Annotated in this window: 16 protein-coding genes and 1 pseudogene; all 17 read left to right on the forward strand. The window is 72.5% G+C overall.

Features of this window, described 5'->3' with window-relative positions:
- Position 1: 1 nt before the first annotated feature.
- Positions 2-1,186: a cysteine desulfurase family protein gene (locus OHV05_RS22655; protein WP_405019283.1), complete on the forward strand. Its 1,185-nt coding sequence runs from the start codon at positions 2-4 to the stop codon at positions 1,184-1,186.
- Between the two features lie 21 nt (positions 1,187-1,207).
- On the forward strand, positions 1,208-2,344 hold the full coding sequence (mnmA, locus tag OHV05_RS22660) for a tRNA 2-thiouridine(34) synthase MnmA (RefSeq protein WP_403044677.1): 1,137 nt from the start codon (positions 1,208-1,210) through the stop codon (positions 2,342-2,344).
- A 45-nt stretch (positions 2,345-2,389) separates the two neighbouring features.
- Positions 2,390-2,920, forward strand: a complete 531-nt coding sequence (locus OHV05_RS22665) for a TIGR00730 family Rossman fold protein (RefSeq protein WP_405019284.1) — start codon at positions 2,390-2,392, stop codon at positions 2,918-2,920.
- Positions 2,920-3,609 carry an SDR family oxidoreductase gene (locus tag OHV05_RS22670; RefSeq protein ID WP_405019285.1) on the forward strand — a complete coding sequence of 230 codons (690 nt, stop codon included), beginning with the start codon at positions 2,920-2,922 and terminating at the stop codon, positions 3,607-3,609. Before OHV05_RS22665 ends, OHV05_RS22670 begins: the two co-directional genes overlap by 1 nt.
- Before the next feature lie 163 nt (positions 3,610-3,772).
- Complete coding sequence (locus tag OHV05_RS22675; protein ID WP_405019286.1) at positions 3,773-4,783, forward strand: methionine synthase; 1,011 nt, start codon at positions 3,773-3,775, stop codon at positions 4,781-4,783.
- A gap of 30 nt (positions 4,784-4,813) precedes the next feature.
- The gene (gene ligA / locus OHV05_RS22680) at positions 4,814-7,102 is read left to right on the forward strand and encodes an NAD-dependent DNA ligase LigA (RefSeq protein WP_405019287.1); all 2,289 of its coding nucleotides are present in this window, start codon (positions 4,814-4,816) and stop codon (positions 7,100-7,102) included.
- Between the two features lie 366 nt (positions 7,103-7,468).
- Positions 7,469-9,028, forward strand: a pseudogene (locus OHV05_RS22685) (putative bifunctional diguanylate cyclase/phosphodiesterase); the annotation flags it as partial.
- Between the two features lie 146 nt (positions 9,029-9,174).
- Positions 9,175-9,471, forward strand: coding sequence for an Asp-tRNA(Asn)/Glu-tRNA(Gln) amidotransferase subunit GatC (gene gatC, locus OHV05_RS22690; protein WP_057232708.1), 297 nt, complete (start codon positions 9,175-9,177; stop codon positions 9,469-9,471).
- A gap of 5 nt (positions 9,472-9,476) precedes the next feature.
- Positions 9,477-10,970 carry an Asp-tRNA(Asn)/Glu-tRNA(Gln) amidotransferase subunit GatA gene (gene gatA / locus OHV05_RS22695; protein ID WP_405019288.1) on the forward strand — a complete coding sequence of 498 codons (1,494 nt, stop codon included), beginning with the start codon at positions 9,477-9,479 and terminating at the stop codon, positions 10,968-10,970.
- Positions 10,967-11,206 (forward strand): hypothetical protein, encoded by a 240-nt coding sequence (locus tag OHV05_RS22700; protein ID WP_184913995.1) that lies wholly within the window; start codon positions 10,967-10,969, stop codon positions 11,204-11,206. Before gatA ends, OHV05_RS22700 begins: the two co-directional genes overlap by 4 nt.
- Positions 11,207-11,238: 32 nt before the next feature.
- On the forward strand, positions 11,239-12,750 hold the full coding sequence (gatB, locus tag OHV05_RS22705; RefSeq protein ID WP_405019289.1) for an Asp-tRNA(Asn)/Glu-tRNA(Gln) amidotransferase subunit GatB: 1,512 nt from the start codon (positions 11,239-11,241) through the stop codon (positions 12,748-12,750).
- Positions 12,751-12,943: 193 nt separating this feature from the next.
- On the forward strand, positions 12,944-13,138 hold the full coding sequence (locus tag OHV05_RS22710; protein WP_405019290.1) for a hypothetical protein: 195 nt from the start codon (positions 12,944-12,946) through the stop codon (positions 13,136-13,138).
- Between the two features lie 106 nt (positions 13,139-13,244).
- Entirely contained in the window at positions 13,245-16,277 is a 3,033-nt protein-coding gene (locus OHV05_RS22715; protein WP_405019291.1) for an AAA family ATPase, read from the forward strand.
- 251 nt (positions 16,278-16,528) lie between these two features.
- Positions 16,529-19,456, forward strand: coding sequence for a putative bifunctional diguanylate cyclase/phosphodiesterase (locus OHV05_RS22720; RefSeq protein ID WP_405019292.1), 2,928 nt, complete (start codon positions 16,529-16,531; stop codon positions 19,454-19,456).
- Between the two features lie 299 nt (positions 19,457-19,755).
- Entirely contained in the window at positions 19,756-21,606 is a 1,851-nt protein-coding gene (locus OHV05_RS22725; RefSeq protein ID WP_405019293.1) for an acetolactate synthase large subunit, read from the forward strand.
- Between the two features lie 83 nt (positions 21,607-21,689).
- Complete coding sequence (gene ilvN / locus OHV05_RS22730) at positions 21,690-22,214, forward strand: acetolactate synthase small subunit (protein ID WP_403044650.1); 525 nt, start codon at positions 21,690-21,692, stop codon at positions 22,212-22,214.
- A 127-nt stretch (positions 22,215-22,341) separates the two neighbouring features.
- Positions 22,342-23,340, forward strand: a complete 999-nt coding sequence (gene ilvC, locus OHV05_RS22735) for a ketol-acid reductoisomerase (RefSeq protein ID WP_405019294.1) — start codon at positions 22,342-22,344, stop codon at positions 23,338-23,340.
- The last annotated feature ends 36 nt before the right edge of the window (positions 23,341-23,376 follow it).

The following is a 23,376-nucleotide window of genomic DNA, read 5'->3' on the forward strand; positions in this document are numbered from 1 at the left end:
TATGCCATATCTCGACCACGCGGCCACCACTCCGATGCTGCCCGAGGCGATCGCCGCCATGAGCGCGCACCTCGGGGTGGTCGGCAATGCCTCCTCGCTGCACGCGGCCGGCCGCCGGGCCCGCCGGGTGGTGGAGGAGTCCCGCGAGTCGCTGGCCGGGTCGCTCGGCGCCCGGCCCAGTGAGATCGTGCTGACCGGTGGCGGCACCGAGTCCGACAACCTCGCGGTGAAGGGCCTGTACTGGGCCCGGCGGGACGCCGACCCGGCCCGCCGCCGGGTGCTGTGCAGCCCGGTCGAGCACCACGCGGTGCTGGACGCGGTGCACTGGCTCTCCGAGCACGAGGGCGCCCGGGTCGAGTACCTCCCGGTGGACGGCTACGGCCGGGTGCACCCCGAGGCGCTCCGGGAGGCGATCGAGCGGGATCCGGCCTCGGTCGCGCTGATCACCGTGATGTGGGCCAACAACGAGGTCGGCACCCTCCAGCCGATCCACGAACTCGTCGCGGTGGCACAGGAGTTCGGCATCCCGATGCACGCCGACGCGGTGCAGGCGCTGGGTCAGGTGCCGGTTTCGTTCGCCGAGTCCGGCCTGGACGCGCTGACCGTTACCGGGCACAAGGTCGGCGGCCCGTACGGGGTCGGCGCGCTGCTGCTCGGCCGGGGCGTCACCCCGGTGCCGCTGCTGCACGGCGGTGGCCAGGAGCGCGACGTGCGGTCCGGGACGCTGGACGTGCCCGCCGCCGCCGGCTTCGCCGCCGCCGCCGAGCTCGCGGTCGCCCGCCGGGCCGAGCACGCCGTGGCGGTCGCCGCGCTCCGGGACGAGCTGGTCGCCGAGGTGCTCCGGGTGGTCCCGGACGCGGTGCTGAACGGCGACCCGACGGCGGCCGGGCGGCTGCCCGCCAACGCGCACTTCTCCTTCCCCGGCTGCGAGGGCGACGCGCTGCTGATGCTGCTGGACGCCCAGGGCATCGAGTGCTCCACCGGCTCGGCCTGCTCGGCCGGCGTGCCGCAGCCCAGCCACGTCCTGCTGGCGCTGGGCGCCGACCCGCTGCTGGCCAGGGCCTCGCTCCGGTTCTCGCTGGGCCACACCTCGACCCGGGCGGACGTCGCGGCGCTGGCCGCCGCGATCGGCCCGGCCGTGCTGCGGGCCCGGAACGCCGGACTGGCAGCCGCGGCCCGTCGCTGAACACGTACCCTGGACGGCATCATGACTGACTTCCCCGGTGCTCCCGTGTCCCCTGGCAATGGCCGGCTCCGCGTGCTCGCGGCGATGTCCGGCGGCGTCGACTCGGCGGTGGCCGCCGCGCGGGCGGTGGCGGCCGGGCACGAGGTGACCGGCGTGCACCTGGCGCTGTCCTCGAACCCGCAGTCCTTCCGGACCGGCGCCCGGGGCTGCTGCACCATCGAGGACTCCCGGGACGCCCGGCGGGCCGCCGACGTGATCGGCATCCCGTTCTACGTCTGGGACCTGGCCGAGCGGTTCCGCGAGGACGTGATCGACGACTTCGTCGCGGAGTACGCGGCCGGGCGGACCCCGAATCCCTGCCTGCGCTGCAACGAGAAGATCAAGTTCGCCGCGCTGCTGGACAAGGCGATCGCGCTCGGCTTCGACGCGGTGTGCACCGGGCACTACGCCCGGATCGTCGATCTCCCGTCCGGGGAGCGGCAGTTGCACCGCGCGGTGGACATGGCCAAGGACCAGTCCTACGTGCTCGGGGTGCTCGACGCGGACCAGCTCGCGCACTCGCTCTTCCCGCTCGGCGACACCACCAAGGACCTGATCCGGGTGGAGGCCGAGCAGCGCGGCCTGGCCGTCGCCAAGAAGCCGGACAGCCACGACATCTGCTTCATCGCCGACGGCGACACCCAGGGCTTCCTGGCCAAGCACCTCGGCACCGCCACCGGCGACATCGTCGACGCCGACGGCAGCAAGCTCGGCGAGCACGACGGGGCGTACGGCTTCACCATCGGCCAGCGCAAGGGCCTGCGGATCGGCACCCCGGCCGCCGACGGCAAGCCCCGGTACGTGCTGGACATCTCGCCGGTGAACAACACCGTGACGGTCGGCCCCGCCGAGGGCCTCGACGTGTTCGGCCTGACCGCGATCCGCCCGCGCTGGTGCGGCGAGGCGCCGGCCGGCGAGGGCTCCTACACCGCCCAGCTCCGTGCCCACGGCGACGAGGTCCCGGTCACCGCCACGCTGACCGACGGCGAGCTGCACGTCCGGCTCGCCACCCCGGCCCGGGGGATCGCCCCCGGCCAGGCCGTGGTCCTCTACGACGGCACCCGGGTGCTCGGCTCGGCCACCATCGCGAGCACCGAACGGCGCCCGGTCAGCGCCTGACCGGATGGGCCGCGCCCAGGTCCACCTGGTAGACCTGGGGGCACTATGAACATCACTGTTTTCTGTTCCGCATACTCGCTCGACGAGAAGTACACCGCCCCCGCCGCCGAGTTCGCCCGGCTGCTCGGGGCCGGTGGCCACACCCTGGTCTGGGGCGGCTCGCACGCCGGGCTGATGGGGTTGCTGGCCGACGGGGTCAAGGAGGCCGGCGGGCGGCTGGTCGGGATCTCGGTGGAGTTCCTGGCGCACAAGACCTACGAGGGCGCCGACGAGCTGGTGATGACGCGTGACCTGGCCGAGCGGAAGGCGCACTTGCTGGCCCGGGCGGACGCGCTGGTGGTGCTGGTCGGCGGGCTGGGGACGCTGGACGAGATCACCGAGGTGCTGGAGCTGAAGAAGCACGCGCTGCACGACAAGCCGGTGGTGGTGCTCGACACCGAGGGCTTCTACGGCGGTCTGCGCACCCAGCTGGAGCGGATGGACGCCGAAGGCTTCCTGCCCCGCCCGCTGGCCGAACTGATCAGCTTCGCGGCCGAGCCGGCCGAGGCGCTGGCCCTGCTGGAGGAGAAGAACTGATGGGTGCGCACCTGATCACCGGAGCCGGTTCGGGCATCGGCGCGGTCGTCGCCGAGCGGCTGGCCGAGCGCGGCGAGCAGCTCTGGCTGGTGGCCCGGGACGCCCGGCGCGGGGCCGAGCTGCGGGCCCGCTTCCCCGGCAGCCGGACCCTGGTCGGCAACCTGGCCGACCCGGCGAAGCTGTCCTGGGCGCTCGGGCAGCAGGAGCTGCCGATCGAGCTGGACTCGATCCTGCACATCGCGGGCGTGGTCCAGCTCGGCGAGGTCGGCGACCTGCCGGTCAAGGCCTGGCAGGAGCAGCTGAACGTCAACCTGGTCGCCCCGGCCGAGCTCACCCGGCTGCTGCTGCCCTCGCTCCGGCAGGCCCGGGGCCACGTGGTCTTCGTCAACTCCGGGGCCGGCCTGCGGGCCGACGCGACCTGGGGTGCGTACGCGGCCAGCAAGTTCGGTCTGCGGGCGCTGGCGGACTCGCTGCGGGTCGAGGAGCACGGGCACGGCGTCCGGGTCACCTCGGTCTACCCGGGGCGGACGGCGACCGCGATGCAGGTGAAGGTGCACCAGCAGGAGGGCACGGAGTACGACCCGACCCGCTGGATCGCCCCCGAGTCGGTGGCGACGGCGATCCTCACCGCGCTGGACCTGCCCCGGGACGCCGAGATCACCGACCTCACGGTCCGCCCGGGCAACTAGGCAGGTGCTTCGGGTCCAGGGGCTCGGGGAACGGCGACGGTTCGTGGCCGGCGGGTGTCACTGCGAAAGTGCCTGACCACCTACGCGACGATCACCTTGCACAGGTCGGCGTCGCAGTTCCCCGAGCCCCTGGTGGCGCACCTGGTGCCATAGGCTCGGCCGGGTGAGCACTCAAGTGGGTTTCCCCGAGTTGGTCGGTGCGGCGACCGGGATCGGTTCGCTGCCGGGTACGGATGCGCGGGAGGCGGCGAGGACCGCCGTCGGTGCGTTGGAGTTCCTGCCGCAGTTGCCCGAACTGCCCGCCCGGGGGCCCGGGGCGGACATGATCGGACGCGGGGCCGGCCTGCTGGTCGAGCTGTTCGCACAGACCGAGCCGAGCGGCTGGCGGTTCGCCGACCGGCCCGGGCGGGACACCAAGCGGGCGCACTCCTGGCTGGGCGAGGACCTGGACGCGCTGGAGGAGTTCACCCAGGGGTACCGGGGTGCGCTGAAGGTGCAGGCGGTCGGGCCGTGGACGCTGGCCGCCTCGATCGAACTGCGCAACGGCGAGAAGGCGTTGCGCGACCGGGGCGCCTGCCTGGGGATCGCCGGGTCGCTCACCGAGGGACTGCGCCGGCACCTGGAGGACGTCCGGCGGCGGATCCCCGGTGCCCAGGTGGTGCTCCAGCTGGACGAGCCCTCGCTGCCCGCCGTGCTGGCCGGTGACGTGAAGACGGCCAGCGGCTTCCAGCGGCTGCGGTCGGTGGACCGGCAGGTCGCCGAGGAGGTGCTGCGGAGCGTGGTCTCGGGGCTGGACGCGCCGGTCGTGGTGCACAGCTGCGCACCGGGCGTGCCGATCCCGCTGCTCCGCCGGGCCGGGGTGGCCGGCATCTCGCTGGACTTCGGCCTGCTGACGGAGCGTGATGACGACGACCTGGGCGAGGCGGTCGAGGCCGGCACGGTGATCCTGGCCGGTGTGGTGCCCTCCACCGACCAGGGAATGTCGGATCCGGCCGGTAGTGTCCAGGGGGTCAGGACGTTGTGGCGCAGGTTGGGGCTGTCCCCGGAGCTGCTGGGCCGCCGGGTGCTGGTGACACCGACCTGCGGGTTGGCGGGGGCTTCGCCCGCGTACGCGCGGACGGCGCTGTCACTCAGCGCGAGGGCGGCGCAGAGCCTGGTGGACAACCCGGAGTAGCACCCGCCAATTTTTCATCTGGAGGACGCGGTGGCGGTCGAGGGCTGGGAGGACGTTCCGGCGGAGGTGCGCAAGCGCCACGCGGAGCTGGCGGCCGAGGTCGAGGGGCACCGCGTCCGGTACTACGAGCAGGACGCGCCGACCGTCACCGACGCCGACTTCGACCGGCTGATGCGGGAGTTGGAGGCGATCGAGGCCGAGCACCCGGTGCTGGTCACCCCCGACTCGCCGACCCAGAAGGTCGGCGGCGCGCCCACCGAGCAGTTCGCCGAGGTGGAGCACCGCGAGCGGCTGCTCAGCCTGGACAACGCGATGGACGACGAGGAGCTGGCCGCCTGGGCCGACCGGGTGGCCCGCGAGCTGGACGGCCTCGAGTACCACTACCTGTGCGAGCTCAAGGTGGACGGCCTGGCCGTCAACCTCACCTACGAGCACGGCCGGTTGGTGCAGGCCGCCACCCGGGGCACCGGCCGGGTCGGCGAGGACATCACCGCCAACGTCCGCACCATCAAGGAGATCCCGCACCAGCTCAAGGGCGAGCACCTCCCCGCCCTTGTGGAGATCCGCGGCGAGGTCTACCTGCCGACCGAGGCGTTCGCCGAGCTGAACGCCTCGCTGGCGGCGGAGAACGAGCGCCGGCAGGCGGTCAACGAGCAGCGCGAGCAGGAGGGCAAGCGCCCCGGTGCGCTGCTCAGACTGTTCGCCAACCCCCGGAACGCGGCGGCCGGTTCGCTCCGCCAGAAGGACCCGCTGGTCACCGCCTCCCGCCCGCTGCACATGGTGGTGCACGGCATCGGCGCCCGGGAGGGCTTCGACATCGACTGCCAGTCGCACGCCTACCAGCTGCTGCACGACTGGGGTCTGCCGACCGCCCGGCACAACCGGGTGGTGGGCACGCTGGACGAGGTGCGCGCCTTCATCGCGCAGTTCGGCGAGCAGCGGCACTCGGTCGAGCACGAGATCGACGGCGTGGTCGTCAAGGTGGACGAGATCCCGCTGCAGGGCAGGCTCGGTGCCACCTCCAAGTCGCCGCGCTGGGCGATCGCCTGGAAGTACCCGCCGGAGGAGGTCAACGGCCGGCTCGCCAAGATCGAGGTCGGCATCGGCCGCACCGGCCGGGCCACCCCGTACGCGGTGCTGGCCGAGCCGGTCAAGGTCGCGGGCTCGATGGTGCAGTACGCCACCCTGCACAACCAGGACGTGGTCAAGGCCAAGGGCGTGCTGATCGGCGACACCATCGTGCTGCGCAAGGCCGGTGACGTGATCCCGGAGATCCTCGGCCCGGTCGAGGACCTGCGGGACGGCTCCGAGCAGCCGTTCGAGATGCCGACGCACTGTCCCGAGTGCGGCTCCGGGCTGCGCCCGATGAGCGAGGGCGACATCGACCTGCGCTGCCCGAACGCGCAGGGCTGCCCGGCCCAGATCCGGGAGCGGATCGCCTACCTCGGCGGTCGCGAGTCGCTGGACATCGAGGGGCTCGGGTACGTCGCCGCCACCGCGCTGACCCAGCCGCTGGAGCCCAAGGAGCCCCCGGTCACCAACGAGGGCGACATCTTCGGCCTGACCATGGAGCAGCTGCTGCCGATCAAGGTCCGGGTGCTGGAGCCGAAGACCGGCATGCCCAAGCTGGACGACCGGACGGGCAAGGAGAAGGTGGTTCCCTTCTTCGCCAATCTCAAGGGCGAGCCGAAGAAGTCCGCCACCGTGCTGCTGGACAACCTGGAGAAGGCCAAGGACCGGCCGCTCTGGCGTTTCCTGAACGGTCTGTCGATCCGTCATGTCGGCCCGGTCGCCGCTCAGGCGCTGGCCAGGGAGTTCCGCGACCTGGACCGGATCTTCGCGGCGACCGAGGAGGAGCTGGCCGCCGCCGAGGGGGTCGGCCCGATCATCGCCAAGGCGATCAAGGAGTGGTACGAGGAGGACTGGCACCTGGAGATCCTCCGGAAGTGGCGGGAGGCCGGGGTCCGGTTCGTCGAGGAGAGCACCGAGGACGAGGGCCCCCGCCCGCTGGAGGGGCTGACCGTGGTGGTCACCGGCACGCTGGCAGGGCACACCAGGGACGGCGCCAAGGAGGCCCTCACCTCGCGCGGGGCCAAGGTGACCGGGTCGGTGTCGAAGAAGACCGACTTCGTGGTGGCCGGTGACAACCCCGGGTCGAAGTACGACAAGGCGGTACAGCTCGGGCTCGCGGTGCTGGACGACGCCGGGTTCGCCGTCCTGCTGACGGCCGGTCCGGAGGCGGCCCGGGCCCATCTGGGCATCGAGCCGGCCGAGCCCGGCCCGGCCGAGGAGGCCGCGGAGACCCCGGCCGAGGGCTGAGGCTCCGTTACCTTCCTGATGCCTCGTCAGCGGGGTCTGTCCGAAAGAAACCGGGCATTCTGTCAGTGTGCGGCATCCCGAGGGGGCGTTCCGGCTTCCGCGTGTCCAGGGTTGTCCGAAAGTCCGCCTTACCGGTCGGACACCGGCTTACCCTTAGAGCGACACTGTGTCAGCAGGGGCGGTCGGCACCGGGGTTGCAGCCGGTACCACTGGGGGTCGTCCGATGACTGGCGCCTGCCGGCTCTCCGGGTGTCGCACCGAAAGGCGGCCTGAACGGGGCGGGCCCGACGGAGGACAGGTCTTATGGATCGTACGACCGGCGGCGCGCCCACACGCCCGCCGCAGGGGGTGGCGGGTGCGGTCCTGCTGCTCGGCGTGCTGTTGGCCGGTGCGGCACCGCTGATCCCGCTCGCCGTCCTGGTCTACCGGCACGAGCCCGAGCTGTTGCCGCTCTTCGCGGTGCCGGTGGCGGTGCTGGTGGCGGCCTGGCGGATCGCCCGGGACCGGGCCCGGGACCAGCTCACGGACCCGCTGACCGATCTGCCGAACCGTCATGCCCTGCTGCTGGCCGCCCAGGAGGCGATCGCCGAGCACGGCGGGGACCAGGACTGGAACGTCGGCCTGATCCTGCTCGACCTGGACCGGTTCAGGTCCCTCAACGACGCGCTCGGCCACACCGCCGGTGACCGGCTGCTGGTGCACATCGCCCGCCGCCTGCACCGGGCGCTGCGCTCGGGCACCCACAACCCCGGCCGGGACGATCCGGACGACGTGTTCTCCAGCCTGCCGCCGCCGGTGCAGCACAGCCTGCGCCCGGTGGTGGCCCGGATGGGCGGTGACGAGTTCGCCGTCCTGCTCCCCGGGGTCGGCCGTCCCGACACCCTGGAGCGGGTCGCCAAGGCGCTGATCGCCGAACTCGCCGCGCCGATCCGCCTCGACGGGCTGCTGCTGGTGCTGGAGGCCAGTGCCGGGGTCTGCGTCTACCCGGCGCACGCCCAGGACGCCGAGGCGCTGCTCCGCCGGGCCGACGTGGCGATGGCGCACGCCCAGCGCCGCCGGACCGGGGTCGAGCAGTACGACGAGACCCGGGACCTCGACACGCCGTACCGGATCGGCCTGCTGGGCGACCTGCGGCGGGCCCTGGAGACCAACGAGGTGCAGCTGCACTACCAGCCGAAGGTCGCCTTCGACGGGCGGGTGGTCGGCCTGGAGGCACTGCTCCGCTGGGAGCGGCCCGGCCAGGGGCGGGTGGCACCGGACGAGTTCATCGGCCTGGCCGAGTCCAGCGGTCTGATGCCCCGGCTGACCGACTACGTGCTGGAGACGGCGGTCGGCCAGCTGGCGATCTGGCGCTCGCAGGGCCTGGAGGTCCAGGTCGCGGTCAACGTCTCGCCCCGGGACGTGCTCAACCCCGGCTTCGCCGACCGGGTGGCCGGGCACCTCACCCGCCATCAGGTGCCCGCCGCCGCACTCCAGCTGGAGATCACCGAGCGGCTGCTGCTCGACGACTCCCGGCTGGCCGCGGACACCCTCGCCGAGCTGCGGCGGTACGGCGTCGGCATGTCGCTGGACGACTTCGGGACCGGGCACTCCTCGCTGGTACGGCTGCGCTCGCTGCCGGTCGGCGAGCTGAAGATCGACCGGTCCTTCGTCTCCCGGATGGTGGCCGACGACCACGACGCGGCGGTGGTCCGCTGCTCGGTGGAGCTGGCCCACTCGCTCGGCCTGACCGTGGTCGCCGAGGGAGTCGAGGACGACGAGACCTGGGAGCAGCTGCACAGCATGGGCGTGGACGCGGTGCAGGGCTGGCTGGTCTCCGCCGCACTCCCGGCCGACCAGGCCACCGCCTGGCTGATGGTGCACCGCACCGGCGCCCCGGAGGTCGAGCTGCTCGCCCCGCCGGCCCTGCCGCCGGTACCGCAGTAACGAGCCCCGCCGACGAGCCCCGTTCCCCGAGCCCCTGCGGGGCTCGAGGGCGGGTTCGCGATTGCCCATAGGATGGGCCCCAAGAAAGAGGCCGGGCAGGTCACCAAGCGCCCGGTCCGACCGGAACTCACCTTGAGGATCGCTGCATGCCTGGCATCACGCGCGAGGAGGTCGCCCACCTCGCCCGGCTGTCGCGTCTGGAGCTGCAGGCCGAAGAGCTGGACCACTTCGCCGAGCAGCTCGACGTGATCATCGGCGCGGTCGCCCGCGTTTCCGAGGTCGCCGGACAGGACGTCCCGCCGACCTCCCACCCGCTGCCGCTGACCAACGTCATGCGCGCCGACGTGGTGCGGCCGTCGCTCACTCCGGAGCAGGCGCTGTCCGGCGCCCCCGCCGTCGAGGAGCAGCGTTTCCGCGTGCCGCAGATCCTCGGGGAGGGCTGATCACCATGACCGAACTGATCAAGCGGACGGCCGCCGAGACCGCCGCCGCCATCGCCTCCGGCGAGGTCTCCGCCGTCGAGGTCGCCCAGGCGCACCTGGACCGGATCGACGCCGTCGACAAGAAGGTCAACGCCTTCCTGCACGTGGACACCGAGGGTGCGCTGAGCGCCGCTCGCGCGGTGGACGAGAAGCGCGCCCGCGGCGAGCAGCTCGGCCCACTGGCCGGCGTGCCGCTCGCGCTGAAGGACGTCTTCACCACCAAGGGCGTACCCACCACCTGCGGCTCCAAGATCCTCGAAGGCTGGGTCCCGCCGTACGACGCCACCCTGACGACCCGTCTGAAGGACGCGGGCGTGGTGATCCTGGGCAAGACCAACATGGACGAGTTCGCGATGGGCTCCTCCACCGAGAACTCGGCCTACGGCCCGACCGGCAACCCGTGGGACCTCTCCCGGATCCCCGGCGGCTCCGGCGGCGGCTCGGCGGCGGCGCTGGCCGCGTACCAGGCCCCGCTGGCGATCGGCACCGACACCGGCGGCTCGATCCGTCAGCCCGGCGCCGTCACCGGCACCGTGGGCGTGAAGCCGACCTACGGTTCGGTCTCCCGCTACGGCCTGGTCGCGTTCTCCTCCTCGCTGGACCAGGGCGGTCCGTGCGCCCGTACGGTGCTGGACACCGCGCTGCTGCACGAGGCGATCGCCGGTTACGACCCGTTGGACTCCACCTCGATCGACGCGCCGGTCCCGGCCGTGGTCGAGGCCGCCAAGCGCGGCGAGGTCCGCGGCATGCGGATCGGCGTGGTCAAGGAGTTCGCCGGCGAGGGCTACCAGCCCGGCGTGATGCAGCGGTTCAACGAGAGCGTCGAGCTGCTCCGCGAGCTGGGCGCCGAGATCGTCGAGGTCTCCTGCCCGTCCTTCACCCTGGCGCTGCCCGCCTACTACCTGATCGCGCCCAGCGAGGCCAGCTCCAATCTGGCCCGCTTCGACGCGATGCGGTACGGCCTGCGGGTCGGCGACGACGGCACCCGCTCGGCCGAGGACGTCACCGCCCTCACCCGTGAGGCGGGCTTCGGCGCCGAGGTCAAGCGCCGGATCATCCTCGGCACGTACGCCCTCTCCTCGGGCTACTACGACGCCTACTACGGCTCGGCCCAGAAGGTCCGGACCCTGATCTCGCGCGACTTCGACGCCGCCTTCGCCGGTGTCGACGTGCTGATCTCGCCGACCACCCCGACCACCGCCTTCCCGATCGGCGAGCGTGCCGACGACCCGATGGCGATGTACCTGGCCGACCTGTGCACCATCCCGTCCAACCTCGCGGGCAACGCGGCCATGTCGCTGCCCTGCGGGCTCGCGCCGGAGGACAATCTCCCGGTCGGCCTGCAGATCATCGCTCCCGCGATGGCGGACGACCGCCTGTACCGCGTGGGCGGCGCCGTCGAGGCCGCACTCAACGACAAGTGGGGACACCCCCTGCTCGAGGAGGCACCGGCACTGTGAGCAGCATCGCGAAGGCTAAGGGTTTCAAGAACTCCAAGCCGGGCCTGTGGCTGTCCATCGGGACGAGCGCCTTCGGCGCGGTCTCGATCGTCAAGGACGTCAAGAAGGCCCGCGGCGAGAACGACACCCTCAAGCTGATCAACGCCCTGGTCGGCGCCGCCGCGCTGATCACCGGCACCGCACTTCTCGTCCGTGAGCTCAAGCGGCTCGGTGACGACGACGTGCTGCTGGGCTGACGGACCTCCAAGACTCAACTGAAGGGGACGCTGTGAGCGTCATTAGCCTGGTCTCGTACGAGGACGCACTCGCCTCGTACGACCCGGTGATGGGCCTTGAGGTCCATGTCGAGCTGGGTACCAAGACCAAGATGTTCTGCGGCTGCTCGACCGAGCTGGGCGCCGAGCCCAACTCGCAGACCTGCCCGACCTGCCTCGGCCTGCCCGGCTCGCTGCCGGTGGTCAACGCGATCGGGGTGGAGTCGGCGATCAAGATCGGCCTCGCGCTGAACTGCGAGATCGCCGAGTGGTGCCGGTTCGCCCGGAAGAACTACTTCTACCCGGACATGCCGAAGAACTTCCAGACCTCGCAGTACGACGAGCCGATCGCCTTCAACGGCTACCTCGACGTGCAGTTGGAGGACGGCTCGACCTTCCGGGTCGAGATCGAGCGCGCCCACATGGAGGAGGACACCGGCAAGTCCTCGCACATCGGTGGCGCGACCGGCCGGATCCACGGCGCCTCGCACTCGCTGCTGGACTACAACCGGGCCGGCATCCCGCTGATCGAGATCGTCACCAAGCCGATCGAGGGCGCGGGCGACCGGGCTCCGGAGGTGGCGAAGGCGTACGTGGCCGAGCTGCGTGAGCTGATCAAGGCGCTGGACGTCTCCGAGGCCCGGATGGACAAGGGCCAGATGCGCTGCGACGTGAACCTGTCGCTGCGTCCGCACGGCCGGGAGAAGTTCGGCACCCGCTCGGAGACCAAGAACGTCAACTCGCTGCGCAGCGTGGAGCGGGCGGCCCGGTTCGAGATCCGCCGGCACGCCACGGTGCTCGACGACGGCGGCACCATCGTCCAGGAGACCCGGCACTTCCACGAGGAGGACGGCTCCACCACGGCCGGCCGGATCAAGGACAACGCCGAGGACTACCGGTACTTCCCGGAGCCCGACCTGGTCCCGATCGCGCCCGCGCGCGACTGGGTCGAGGAACTGCGGGCCGGGCTGCCCGAGCTGCCCCGGGTCCGCCGGGCCCGGCTGCAGGCCGAGTGGGGCGTGACGGACCAGGACATGCAGTCCATCCTCAACGCCGGTGCGGTGGAGCCGATCCTGGAGACCATCGCGGCCGGTGCGCCGGCCGACCAGGCCCGCAAGTGGTGGCTGGGCGAGCTGGCCCGCCGGGCCAACGAGACCGGCATCGAGCTCACCGACCAGCCGATCACCCCGGCCCAGGTGGCCCGGGTCTGCGCGCTGGTGGCCGAGGGCAAGCTGAACGACAAGCTGGCCCGCCAGGTCATCGAGGCCGTGCTGGCCGGCGAGGGCGAGCCGGACGCGGTGGTCGAGGCCCGCGGCCTGGCCGTGGTCTCGGACGACTCCGCGCTCGGCGCGGCGGTCGACCAGGCGATCGCCGAGAACGGCGCGATCGCCGACAAGATCCGGGACGGCAAGATCGCCGCCGTCGGCGCCCTGGTCGGGGCGGTCATGAAGACCACCCGCGGTCAGGCCGACGCCGCGAAGGTCAAGGACATGATCTTCGAGAAGCTGGGGGTCACCCCCGAGTAAGCAGGGGTACCTAGGCCGTTCGGGACCGCCCGCTCCGTACTCACGGGGCGGGCGGTCCTCGTCTAAGGACCTGACGGCCGGGAACATGCGGCATGCTCCCGATGTGGTGACCCCCCTCAGCGGAGGAAGCTCTCAGCAGGACGAAGGACCGGCCGACGGAGGCCGGGACGGTCCGCCGAGGAGGGGCATCACCATGATCGAGTACGAGCTGATCCAGGCCCGGTCGCAGGAGCTGCAGCGGCTGGCCAGGCACGACGCGGTGGTCCGGGAGGCCCTGGGTGCGGTGGCCCGCGAGGACCGCCCGAGCCTGCGCAGCGGCCTGCGCAGAGCGCTGGAAAACCGCCGGGTACGGGCCCTGAGTCCGCGCCCGCAGCTCCACCGGGGCTGAGCTGAGGGTACGAATGCTGACAGACCCTCACAGCCCGGCCGCCACCCGTCCGAGCAGCGGGACAACCGCTCGGACGGTGTCGGCGGCCTGTGGCATGCTCAGCGCCATGGAGCAGATATCGGTGAGCCCGGTCTTCGTCGGACGCGGCACCGAGATCGGCACCCTGAACGCGGCGCTGCGCCGGGCGGCGGCCGGTCAGCCGCAGGCGGTGCTGGTCGGCGGCGAGGCCGGGGTGGGCAAGACCAGGCTGGTCGAGGAGTTCCTGACCGCCGCCTGCGGGCCCGGCGTGGTCACCACGCTGGGCGGCTGCCTGGAGGTGGGCGCCGAGGGCCTGCCGTACGCACCGCTGGCCACCGCACTGCGCCGGCTGCACCGCAGCCTGGGGGTCGAGCTGGAGCGGGCCGCGCAGGGCATGGAAGGGCACCTCACCCGCCTGCTGCCGGAGTTCGGCGCCGACGACACCGAGCCCAACGACGAGTTCAGCCGGGCCCAGCTGTTCGAGCACACCGCCCGACTGTTCGAGCGGCTCTCCGTCGACCGGACGATCGTGCTGGTGGTCGAGGACCTGCACTGGTCCGACCGGTCCACCCGGGAGCTGCTCGCCTACCTGATCCGTACCCTGCACCGGGCCCGGGTGCTGATCGTCGCCACCTACCGCTCCGACGACCTGCACCGCAGGCACCCGCTGCGCCCGTTCCTGGCCGAGCTGGACCGGCTGCGCACGGTGCAGCGGGTGGAGCTCTACCGGTTCGAACGCGGCGAGGTGGCGGCCCAGCTCGCGGGCATCCTCGGCACCGACACCCTCGACCGGCAGCTGGTGGACCGGATCCACCGGCGCTCGGAGGGCAATCCGTTCTTCGTCGAGGAGCTGGCCGGCGCCCACCGGGACGGCTGCGACACCGGCCTCACCGACTCGCTGCGCGACCTGCTGCTGGTCCGGGTCGAGGCGCTCCCGGACCAGACCCAGCGGATGCTGCGGATCGCCGCCGAGGGCGGCTCGTACGTCGAACACGCCCTGCTGGAGGCGGTGCTGGACGAGAGCGAGGACGTCCTGATCGACGCGCTGCGCAATGCCGTCGGGGTCAACGTGCTGCGCCCGGACACCGACGGCGAGGGGTACCGGTTCCGGCACGCGCTGGTGCGCGAGGCGATCTCGGACGACCTGCTGCCCGGCGAGCGGTACCGGATCAACCGCAGGTACGCCACCGCCCTGGAGAAGGACGGCTCGCTGGCCTGCAACAACGGCCTGCCCGCCCGGCTGGCCAACTACTGGTACCACGCGCACGACCCCGGCCGGGCGCTGCCGACCGCGCTGGAGGCCGCCCGGGTGGCCCGGCGACGGAATGCCTTCGCCGAGCAACTGGGCATGCTGGAGCGGGCGTTGGAGCTCTGGGACGAGGTCTCCGACGAGGTCGGGGCGGAGAACCTGCGCCCCGCCGGCTGGGCCGGGACGTACCCGCCGTGCGGCCACGCGGGTGGGGCCTGCCGGCTGCTGCACCTGGTCGACCTACTGGCGGAGGCGGTGCTGGCGGCCCGCCGCGCCGGGGACCGGGACCGCGGCCTCAGCCTGGCCAAGCGGGCCTTCAAGCTGCTGGACGAGGAGGCCGAGCCGGAGCGCGCCGCCTGGTTCCGGATGCAGCGCGCGCTGATGCTCGGTCACCTCCGGCGCAGCGGCAGCGACGAGGAGATCGAGCGGGCCCAGCAGCTGGTGGCCGGTCTGCCGGCGTCGCCGGTGCAGGCCGAGGTGTTCGCGCTGGCCGCCGGGCACGCGATGCTCGGTGACCCGGTCGAGGCCGACCGGGAGCTGGCCGAGCGGGCCGTCGCGATCGCCCGCGAGGTCGGTGCCGACGCGGTCGAGCAGCACGCCCGGATGACCCTGGGCAACCTGTCCGCGTACTTCGGCGAGCCTGAGGCCGGGCTCGCGCTGCTCACCGACGCGGTCGAGCGGAGCCGGCGCACCGGCCCGGTGGACGTGCTCTGCCGGGGGCTCAACAACCTCTCCAGCCTGTTGCTCAGTCTCGGCCGGGCGGCCGAGGCCGAGGCGCTGGCCCGGGAGGGTCTGGCCGTCGCCCGGGGGAACGGGCTGCTCGCCAACATCGGCGCCCTGCTGACCGGGAACCTGGTCGAGTCACTGCTCGCACTCGGCCACCCGGCCGAGGCCGAACAGCTGCTGGCCGATCTGGAGGACGACCCGACGGCCCGCGCGTACCACCCGTTCCTGGACCGGCTGCGGGCCGAACTCCGGCTGGACCAGGGGGATCTGGCCGCCGCCGAGGAGTACCTGGAGCGGGCCAGGGTGGCCGGGCGGCAGGTCCGGCAGGCCCAGCACGACCTGCCGATGGCCCGGCTGGCGATGCGGGTCGCGACCAGGGCCGGCCAACCCTTGCAGGCCAGGGCCGAACTGCTCGCGGTCCTCGACCACCTGGCCGAACGCCCGACCGACCGGGGCCTCTCCGACGGCTGCCTGTACGGGCTGCTCCCGGTGCTGGTGGAGGGCGCGGCGGGAGAGGCCGACTCGCGGGGCTCGGCGGCCGCCGATCTCGGGCGCCCGGTGGTGCTGCGGCGGGTCGCCGAGGTGGCGGCCCAGCTGCGTCCCCGGACGGCGCTGCACCGGGGCTGGGCCGCGCTGCTGGCGGCCGAGCTGGCCCGGGCCGAGGAGACGGACACCCCGGAGCAGTGGGCCGCGGTGGTGCAACAGTTGCGCGACACTGGTCTCGGCTGCCCGCTCGGGCAGGCGCTCTACCGGCAGGCCGAGGCGCTGCTGGTGGCCGGCCGCCGGGAGGCGGCGGTCGAGCCGCTGCGCGAGGTCCAGGCCCTGGCGACCGCGGGCCGGTACCTGCGGCAGGACATCGGCCGGCTGACCGCCAGGTCCGGGCTGTCGCTGGCCGCCCACCCGGTGGCAGCCGCCCGTCCGGCCCAACCTGCCGGGCCCGCCGACCAGTTCGGCCTCACCCCGCGCGAGCGGGACGTGCTGCACCGGCTGGCCCAGGGGCGGACCAACCGGCAGATCGCCGAGGAGCTCTACATCTCCCCGAAGACCGCCAGCGTGCACGTCTCCAACATCCTGGCCAAGCTCTCCGTCGGCAGCCGGGGCGAGGCCGCCGCGCTGGCCCACCGACTGCACCTGCTCGGCGCCTGAACAGGCGTCAACTGCCCTCAGGTCCGGGCCCGTCGGGGCGGCTCCGGGCTGCTCCGACGGCCCCGGCCGAGCTGCCCCGAGCCCCGCGCGCCCCCGTCGTGCGCTGCGGCCAACCGGGGCGATCCCGTCAAGAGTGGGGCACAACGTCACCCGAGCCCCATTACTCTAAGTTGAGTGTGCGTGTCATTGAGTGACGGAAGTGGTGTAAGGTCCCGAGAGGGAACACCGGCAAGGCGTGGGGGAGAGGTCGAGTGAACTTCCACCCGAGCCGCCTCCCCGGCCTGCTGTTGGTGCTGCTCTGCCTCGGGTACGCCCTGGGCGCCGCCGTCGGCTGGGGCTCGCCGGAACTCGCGCTGTTCATGGGCGACTTCGGGCTGGCCGGGGCGGCCCTGGCGGCCGCACTGTCCTGTCTGCTGCACGCCTGCGCGGCCGGTGGCCCGGCCCGGCCGGCCTGGCTGCTGTTCGGCCTGTCCTCCCTGATGGTGGCGGTCGGCAACGGCACCTGGGGCTGGTACGAGGTGGTGCTCGGCACCACGCTGCCGCAGGGTTCGCCCGCCGAGTACGCCTTCCTGCTGTTCGCCCCGCTCGCCATCATCGGGCTGACCGTGCTGGCCCAACGGCCCCGGACGGCGGCCGGTTGGCTCTGCCTGCTGCTGGACGGCTGGCTGGTCGCGGGTTCGCTGTTCACCCTGAGCTGGAGCCTGGCGCTCGGCCGGGTCGCGGCGGGGGAGGGCCAGGACCCGCTCCGGATGGCGCTCAACCTGGCCTACCCGGTGCTGGACATCCTGCTGGTCAGCCTGGTGGTCGGGCTGCGGTTCCGGGGCCGGGACGGCAACCGGGCCGCCGTGCACACCGCGATGGTCGGCCTGGCCGTCACCGTGGTCTGCGACGCCCTGTTCACCTCGCCCGAGCTGCGCAGCAGTTACCACTCCGGCGAGCTGCTGGACGCGGGCTGGTTCGCCGGCAGCGTGCTGCTGGCCTGGGCGCCCTGGGCCACCCGCGGCCGGTTCGCCCCGAGCCGGGAGCACCCCTCGGTCGGCGGTGCCCCGCGCCGCCGGGTCTCGTCCACCTTCAGCGCGCTCACCCCGTACGTCGCGGCGGCGGTCTGCACCGCGGGGATCCTCTACAACGCGCTCGGCGGCCACGCGCTGGACCGGGTGGTGGTGGCCGCGGCCTGCACGGTCGGCCTGGCGCTGATCGTCCGGCAGGGCGTGATACTCCTCGACAACCTCTCGCTGGCGCAGGAACTCGCCCACAAGGAGGCGCACTTCCGCTCCCTGGTGCAGGGCTCCAGCGACGTGATCATGATCGCCGGCGGCAGCGGCCTGCTCTCCTACGTCAGCCCCGCCTCGATCGGCGTCTACGGCCGGGACCCGGAGGAGCTGGTCGGCGGGAACCTGCTCAACCTGGTGCACCCCGAGGACGTCGACCGGGTGCTGCGCGAGGTCCGTCGGCTGATGGCGGACCGGCCGGTCCGCCGGGACGGCGCGGCCGAGCCCTCGGCCCGGGTGGAGTGCCGGGTCCGGTCCGGCAACGACGAGTGGCTGCACGTCGAGTCGACGGTCAACCGGTACCGGGACGGGCTGATCCTGAACAGCCGCGACGTCACCGAACGGGTCATACTGCAGGCGCAGTTGCAGCACAACGCGTTCCACGACCCGCTGACCGACCTGCCGAACCGGGCGCTGTTCACCCAGCGCCTGCGCACCTCGCTCAGCCCGGCCGAGGGGCACCGGGGGTATCCGGACGCCGAGGAGGCCACCGTGGCGGTGCTCTTCCTCGACCTGGACGGCTTCAAGGCGGTCAACGACAGCGCGGGCCACCAGGTCGGCGACGAGCTGCTGGTGCAGGCCGCCCGCCGGCTGCAGCACGCGGTCCGGTCCGGGGACACCGTGGCCAGGTTCGGCGGCGACGAGTTCGCCGCCCTGGTCCGGGGCCGGCTCGGCCGGCCCCAGGTGCACGAGCTGGCCGAGCGGCTGCGCTCGGCGCTCTCCGAGCCGTACTGGATCGGCGGGGCCGAGCTCGGGGTGGCGGCCAGCATCGGCATCGCCTTCGCGGGCTGCGACCCCGACCCCGGGGCGGACGCGCAGGCCGCGGCGGACGAGCTGATGCGCAACGCCGACCTGGCGATGTACCGGGCGAAGTCCGAGGGCAAGGGCCGGGTGGTGCTCTACCACCCGGCGATGCGAGCCGAGTTGGACCGCCGGACGGAGCTGGAGGAGCGGCTCAGGGTGGCCGTCCAGGAGGGCTCGTTCACCCTGCTGCACCAGCCGGTGGTGGACTTGGCCACCGGCGCCGTGACCGGCGTCGAGGCGCAGGCCCGCTGGCGTTCGGCGCAGGGGCTGCTGCTCACCCCGGCCGAGTTCCTGCGCACCGCCGACCACGGCGACGCGGCCACCAGGTTCGCCCGCTGGATGCTCCAGGAGACGGTCACCGCGGCCGCCCGCCGGGTCGGCCCCCGGCTGGTGCCGGTCCCGGTCTCGATCCGGCTGTCGGCCCAGCGGCTGTGCGCCCCCGGTATGTACGAGGCGGTGGTCGCGGTGCTCAGGGAGAGCGGGCTGCCCGCCGAGCTGCTGGTGATCGAGCTGGCCAGGACGGGCCCGGACGAGCACGCCGACGAGCTCGGCCGCCGGCTCGCCGCGCTCCGCCGGCACGGCGTCTCCACGGCGGTGGCGGGCTTCGGCGCGGGTGGCGGATCGCTCGGCACGCTGGCCCGGCTCCCGTTCGACGCGCTCAAGCTGGACCGCAGTCTGGTGCAGGACGTGGCCGACTCCCGGCTGACCCGGTCGCTGGCCGGGCACGCCCTCCGGCTGGCCCGTGACCTCGGCCTGGTGACCGGCGCCGAGGGGGTGGACCAGCCCCGGCAGGTGACCGCGCTGCAGGAGCTGGGGTGCCGGCAGGGGCAGGGTCTGGCCTTCGCCCAGCCGCTGGACGAGCACCGGCTGCGGCGCGCCCTGCTGCGCCGGGTCTACCCGCTGCCGAAGCAGGCGAACGGGCTCTCCGCGCGACGGGCCTACCTGGCGGCGGACGCCCGATCGGGTGGCCGCCCGGAGCCCGGCGGCGGCCGGGTGGTGCACCATCAGAACGCCCCCGACCTGGCCGAACGCAGACCGACCCACGGTCCGTCCTGGGGTCCGGGTGGGGGTCCGCATAGCGAGACGGCCGTCCCACCTGCTTGACACGCCCCACCGCCGGGGAGGAAGGTCGGTGCCATGCGCACCCGAATTCTCGTACTTGGCGGGCGCGTCGGCTGAGCGGGCCACCCCCCGCACGAAGAGACCGACGCGCCACCCCTCGCATGCCCTTGGCACGAGGGGTTTTTTGTTGCACTGGAACCGTCTGACACCGCAAGACCCCAGCCGAATCGGCCCCGGTACCCAACCGTCCGGGTGGACGATGGAGGCAGGACCGGCGACCGGCCCCCGACCCCAGGACCCTCACCTGACGGGGACGGCAGAACCCGAGAAGAGACAGGCAGATGACCGAGCACGCCGCCCCCCGCCGCGGGGACACCCCGGCCACCCACGCTCCTGCGCCCGCCGTCGTCGTGGAGACGATGACCGGCGCGCAGTCGCTCATCCGCTCCCTTGAGGCAGTGGGCGCGGACACCGTCTTCGGCATCCCCGGCGGCGCCATCCTCCCGGCCTACGACCCGCTGATGGACTCGCAGAAGGTCCGTCACATCCTGGTCAGGCACGAGCAGGGCGCGGGCCACGCGGCCACCGGCTACGCCCAGGCCACCGGCCGGGTCGGGGTCTGCATGGCCACCTCGGGCCCGGGTGCGACCAACCTGGTCACCCCGATCGCCGACGCGTACATGGACTCCGTGCCGATGGTCGCGATCACCGGTCAGGTCGCCTCCAAGGCGATCGGCACCGACGCCTTCCAGGAGGCGGACATCTGCGGCATCACGATGCCGATCACCAAGCACAACTTCCTGGTCACCGACCCGGCCGAGATCCCCCGGGTGATCGCCGAGGCGTTCCACATCGCCGCCACCGGCCGGCCGGGCCCGGTGCTGGTCGACATCGCCAAGGACGCGCTGCAGGCCACCACCACCTTCCGCTGGCCGGTGGAGACCTCGCTGCCCGGCTACCGCCCGGTGACCAAGCCGCACGCCAAGCAGATCCGCGAGGCCGCGAAGATGCTGGTCGCGGCCAAGCGCCCGGTGCTCTACGTCGGCGGCGGCGTGCACAAGGCGCAGGCCAGCACCGAGCTGCGGATCCTGGCCGAGCTGACCGGCGCACCGGTGGTCACCACCCTGATGGCGCTCGGCGTCTTCCCGGACAGCCACCCGCAGCACCTGGGCATGCCGGGCATGCACGGCTCCGTCCCGGCGGTCACCGCGCTGCAGAAGGCGGACCTGCTGTTCACCCTGGGCGCCCGGTTCGACGACCGGGTGACCGGCAAGCTGGACAGCTTCGCCCCGTACGCCAAGGTCGTGCACGCGGACATCGACCCGGCCGAGATCGGCAAGAACCGCCCGGTCGACGTGCCGATCGTCGGTGACGCCCGCGAGGTGCTGGCCGACCTGATCGTCGCCGTGCAGGCCGAGTTCGACGCCGGGCACCGGGGCGACTACGCGGACTGGTGGGTCAAGCTCAACCAGTGGAAGACCACCTACCCGCTGGGCTACGAGTCCGCCCCGAACGGCGAGTTGTCGCCGCAGCAGGTGATCGAGCGGATCGGGCAGCTGGTCGGCCCGGACGCGATCTACGCGGCGGGCGTCGGCCAGCACCAGATGTGGGCCTCGCAGTTCATCAACTACGAGAAGCCGGCCACCTGGCTGAACTCCGGCGGCGCGGGCACCATGGGCTACGCGGTGCCGGCCGCGATGGGCGCCAAGGCGGGCATGCCGGACACCGCGGTCTGGGCGATCGACGGCGACGGCTGTTTCCAGATGACCAATCAGGAACTGGCCACCTGCGCGCTGAACAACATCCCGATCAAGGTCGCGGTGATCAACAACGGTTCGCTGGGCATGGTCCGCCAGTGGCAGACCCTGTTCTACAACCAGCGCTACTCGAACACCGTGCTGCACGCCGGTCCGGAGCACGACGGCATCGCCGCCCCGGCCCAGGGCACCCGCATCCCGGACTTCGTGCTGCTCTCCGAGGCGATGGGCTGCGTCGGCCTGCGCTGCGAGCGCCCCGAGGACCTGGACGCGGTGATCAAGCAGGCGATGGAGATCAACGACCGCCCGGTGGTCATCGACTTCATCGTCCACCAGGACGCCATGGTCTGGCCGATGGTGGCCGCAGGCACCAGCAACGACGAGATCCTCGCCGCCCGGGACGTCCGCCCGGACTTCGGCGACGACCTCGACTGACGGCCCCGCCCGTCGCCCACCGCCACCCTTGCTCGATCCGGCTTCGCCGGAACACCTCTGGTGCCGATAGAGAGTCCATGACCATGTCCAAGCACACCCTCTCCGTCCTGGTCGAGAACAAGCCCGGCGTGCTCGCCCGGATCGCCGCGCTGTTCTCCCGTCGGGGCTTCAACATCGACTCGTTGGCCGTCGGCCCGACCGAGCACCCGGACATCTCCCGGATGACCATCGTGGTCAACGTGGAGGACCTCCCGCTGGAGCAGGTCACCAAGCAGCTGAACAAGCTGGTCAACGTGATAAAGATCGTCGAACTCGACCAGACCGCCGCGATCCAGCGGGAGTTGGTCCTGGTCAAGGTCCGGGCCGACGCCGAGACGCGCTCGCAGATCGTCGAGATCGTCCAGCTGTTCCGGGCCAAGACGGTCGACGTCTCGCCCGACGCGGTGACCATCGAGGCCACCGGCAGTTCGGACAAGCTGGAGGCGATGCTCCGGATGCTGGAGCCCTACGGCATCAAGGAGCTGGTCCAGTCCGGCCTGGTCGCCATCGGCCGGGGCGCCCGCTCGATCACCGACCGCTCGCTCCGGGCACTCGACCGCAGCGCCTGACGGTGTCCCGACCGCTGCGCACGGTCTGACCTCGTCTCACACCCTGAAGCACCGCCCCACACCATCGCCGGGTCCACGTACGGTAGGTACGCACCGGCACCACCACCACGCAAGGAGATGTGCCCCCGTGGCCGAGCTGTTCTACGAAGACGACGCTGACCTGTCCATCATCCAGGGCCGCAAGGTCGCGGTCATCGGCTACGGCAGCCAGGGCCACGCCCACGCGCTGTCGCTGCGCGACTCGGGCGTGGACGTCCGGGTCGGCCTCAAGGAGGGCTCGTCCTCCCGTGCCAAGGCCGAGGAGGAGGGCCTGCGGGTCGTCACCGCCGCCGAGGCCGCCGCCGAGGCCGACGTCATCATGATCCTGGTGCCGGACCCGATCCAGTCCGACGTCTACGAGGCGGACATCGCGCCGAACCTGAAGGCGGGCGACGCCCTGTTCTTCGGACACGGCCTGAACATCCGCTTCGGCTTCATCAAGCCCCCGGCCGACGTCGACGTCTGCATGGTCGCCCCCAAGGGCCCGGGTCACCTGGTGCGCCGTCAGTACCAGGAGGGCCGCGGCGTTCCCGCCATCGTGGCCGTCGAGCAGGACGCCACCGGCAAGGCCTTCGAGCTGGCGCTGTCCTACGCCAAGGGCATCGGCGCCACCAAGGCCGGCGTCATCAAGACCACCTTCACCGAGGAGACCGAGACCGACCTGTTCGGTGAGCAGGCCGTCCTCTGCGGTGGCACCGCCGCCCTGGTCAAGGCTGGTTTCGAGACCCTGGTCGAGGCCGGCTACCAGCCGGAGATCGCCTACTTCGAGTGCCTGCACGAGCTGAAGCTCATCGTCGACCTGATGTACGAGGGCGGCCTGGAGAAGATGCGCTGGTCCATCTCGGAGACCGCCGAGTGGGGCGACTACGTGACCGGCCCGCGCATCATCACGGCCGACACCAAGGCCGCCATGAAGCAGGTCCTCACCGAGATCCAGGACGGCACCTTCGCCAACACCTGGATCGCCGAGTACAAGGCCGGCCTGCCGAAGTACAACGAGTACAAGAGCGCCGACGCCGACCACCTGCTGGAGACCACGGGCAAGAAGCTCCGCGGTCTGATGAGCTGGGTCGACGAGAAGGCGTAGCCCGCCCGTCGCCCGCCGCCACCCTTCTCGGGACGC

The organism is Kitasatospora sp. NBC_00070, assembly GCF_045041205.1.
Taxonomy (GTDB): Bacteria; Actinomycetota; Actinomycetes; order Streptomycetales; family Streptomycetaceae; genus Kitasatospora.

What these genes read in the sequence shown, in the direction of transcription:
- OHV05_RS22655 (WP_405019283.1), top strand. Translation starts at nt 2, where the DNA reads ATGCCATATCTCGACCACGCGGCCACCACTCCGATGCTGCCCGAGGCG.
- mnmA (WP_403044677.1), top strand. Translation starts at nt 1,208, where the DNA reads ATGACTGACTTCCCCGGTGCTCCCGTGTCCCCTGGCAATGGCCGGCTC.
- OHV05_RS22665 (WP_405019284.1), top strand. Translation starts at nt 2,390, where the DNA reads ATGAACATCACTGTTTTCTGTTCCGCATACTCGCTCGACGAGAAGTAC.
- OHV05_RS22670 (WP_405019285.1), top strand. Translation starts at nt 2,920, where the DNA reads ATGGGTGCGCACCTGATCACCGGAGCCGGTTCGGGCATCGGCGCGGTC.
- gatC (WP_057232708.1), top strand. Translation starts at nt 9,175, where the DNA reads ATGCCTGGCATCACGCGCGAGGAGGTCGCCCACCTCGCCCGGCTGTCG.
- gatA (WP_405019288.1), top strand. Translation starts at nt 9,477, where the DNA reads ATGACCGAACTGATCAAGCGGACGGCCGCCGAGACCGCCGCCGCCATC.
- OHV05_RS22710 (WP_405019290.1), top strand. Translation starts at nt 12,944, where the DNA reads ATGATCGAGTACGAGCTGATCCAGGCCCGGTCGCAGGAGCTGCAGCGG.
- OHV05_RS22715 (WP_405019291.1), top strand. Translation starts at nt 13,245, where the DNA reads ATGGAGCAGATATCGGTGAGCCCGGTCTTCGTCGGACGCGGCACCGAG.
- OHV05_RS22725 (WP_405019293.1), top strand. Translation starts at nt 19,756, where the DNA reads ATGACCGAGCACGCCGCCCCCCGCCGCGGGGACACCCCGGCCACCCAC.
- ilvN (WP_403044650.1), top strand. Translation starts at nt 21,690, where the DNA reads ATGTCCAAGCACACCCTCTCCGTCCTGGTCGAGAACAAGCCCGGCGTG.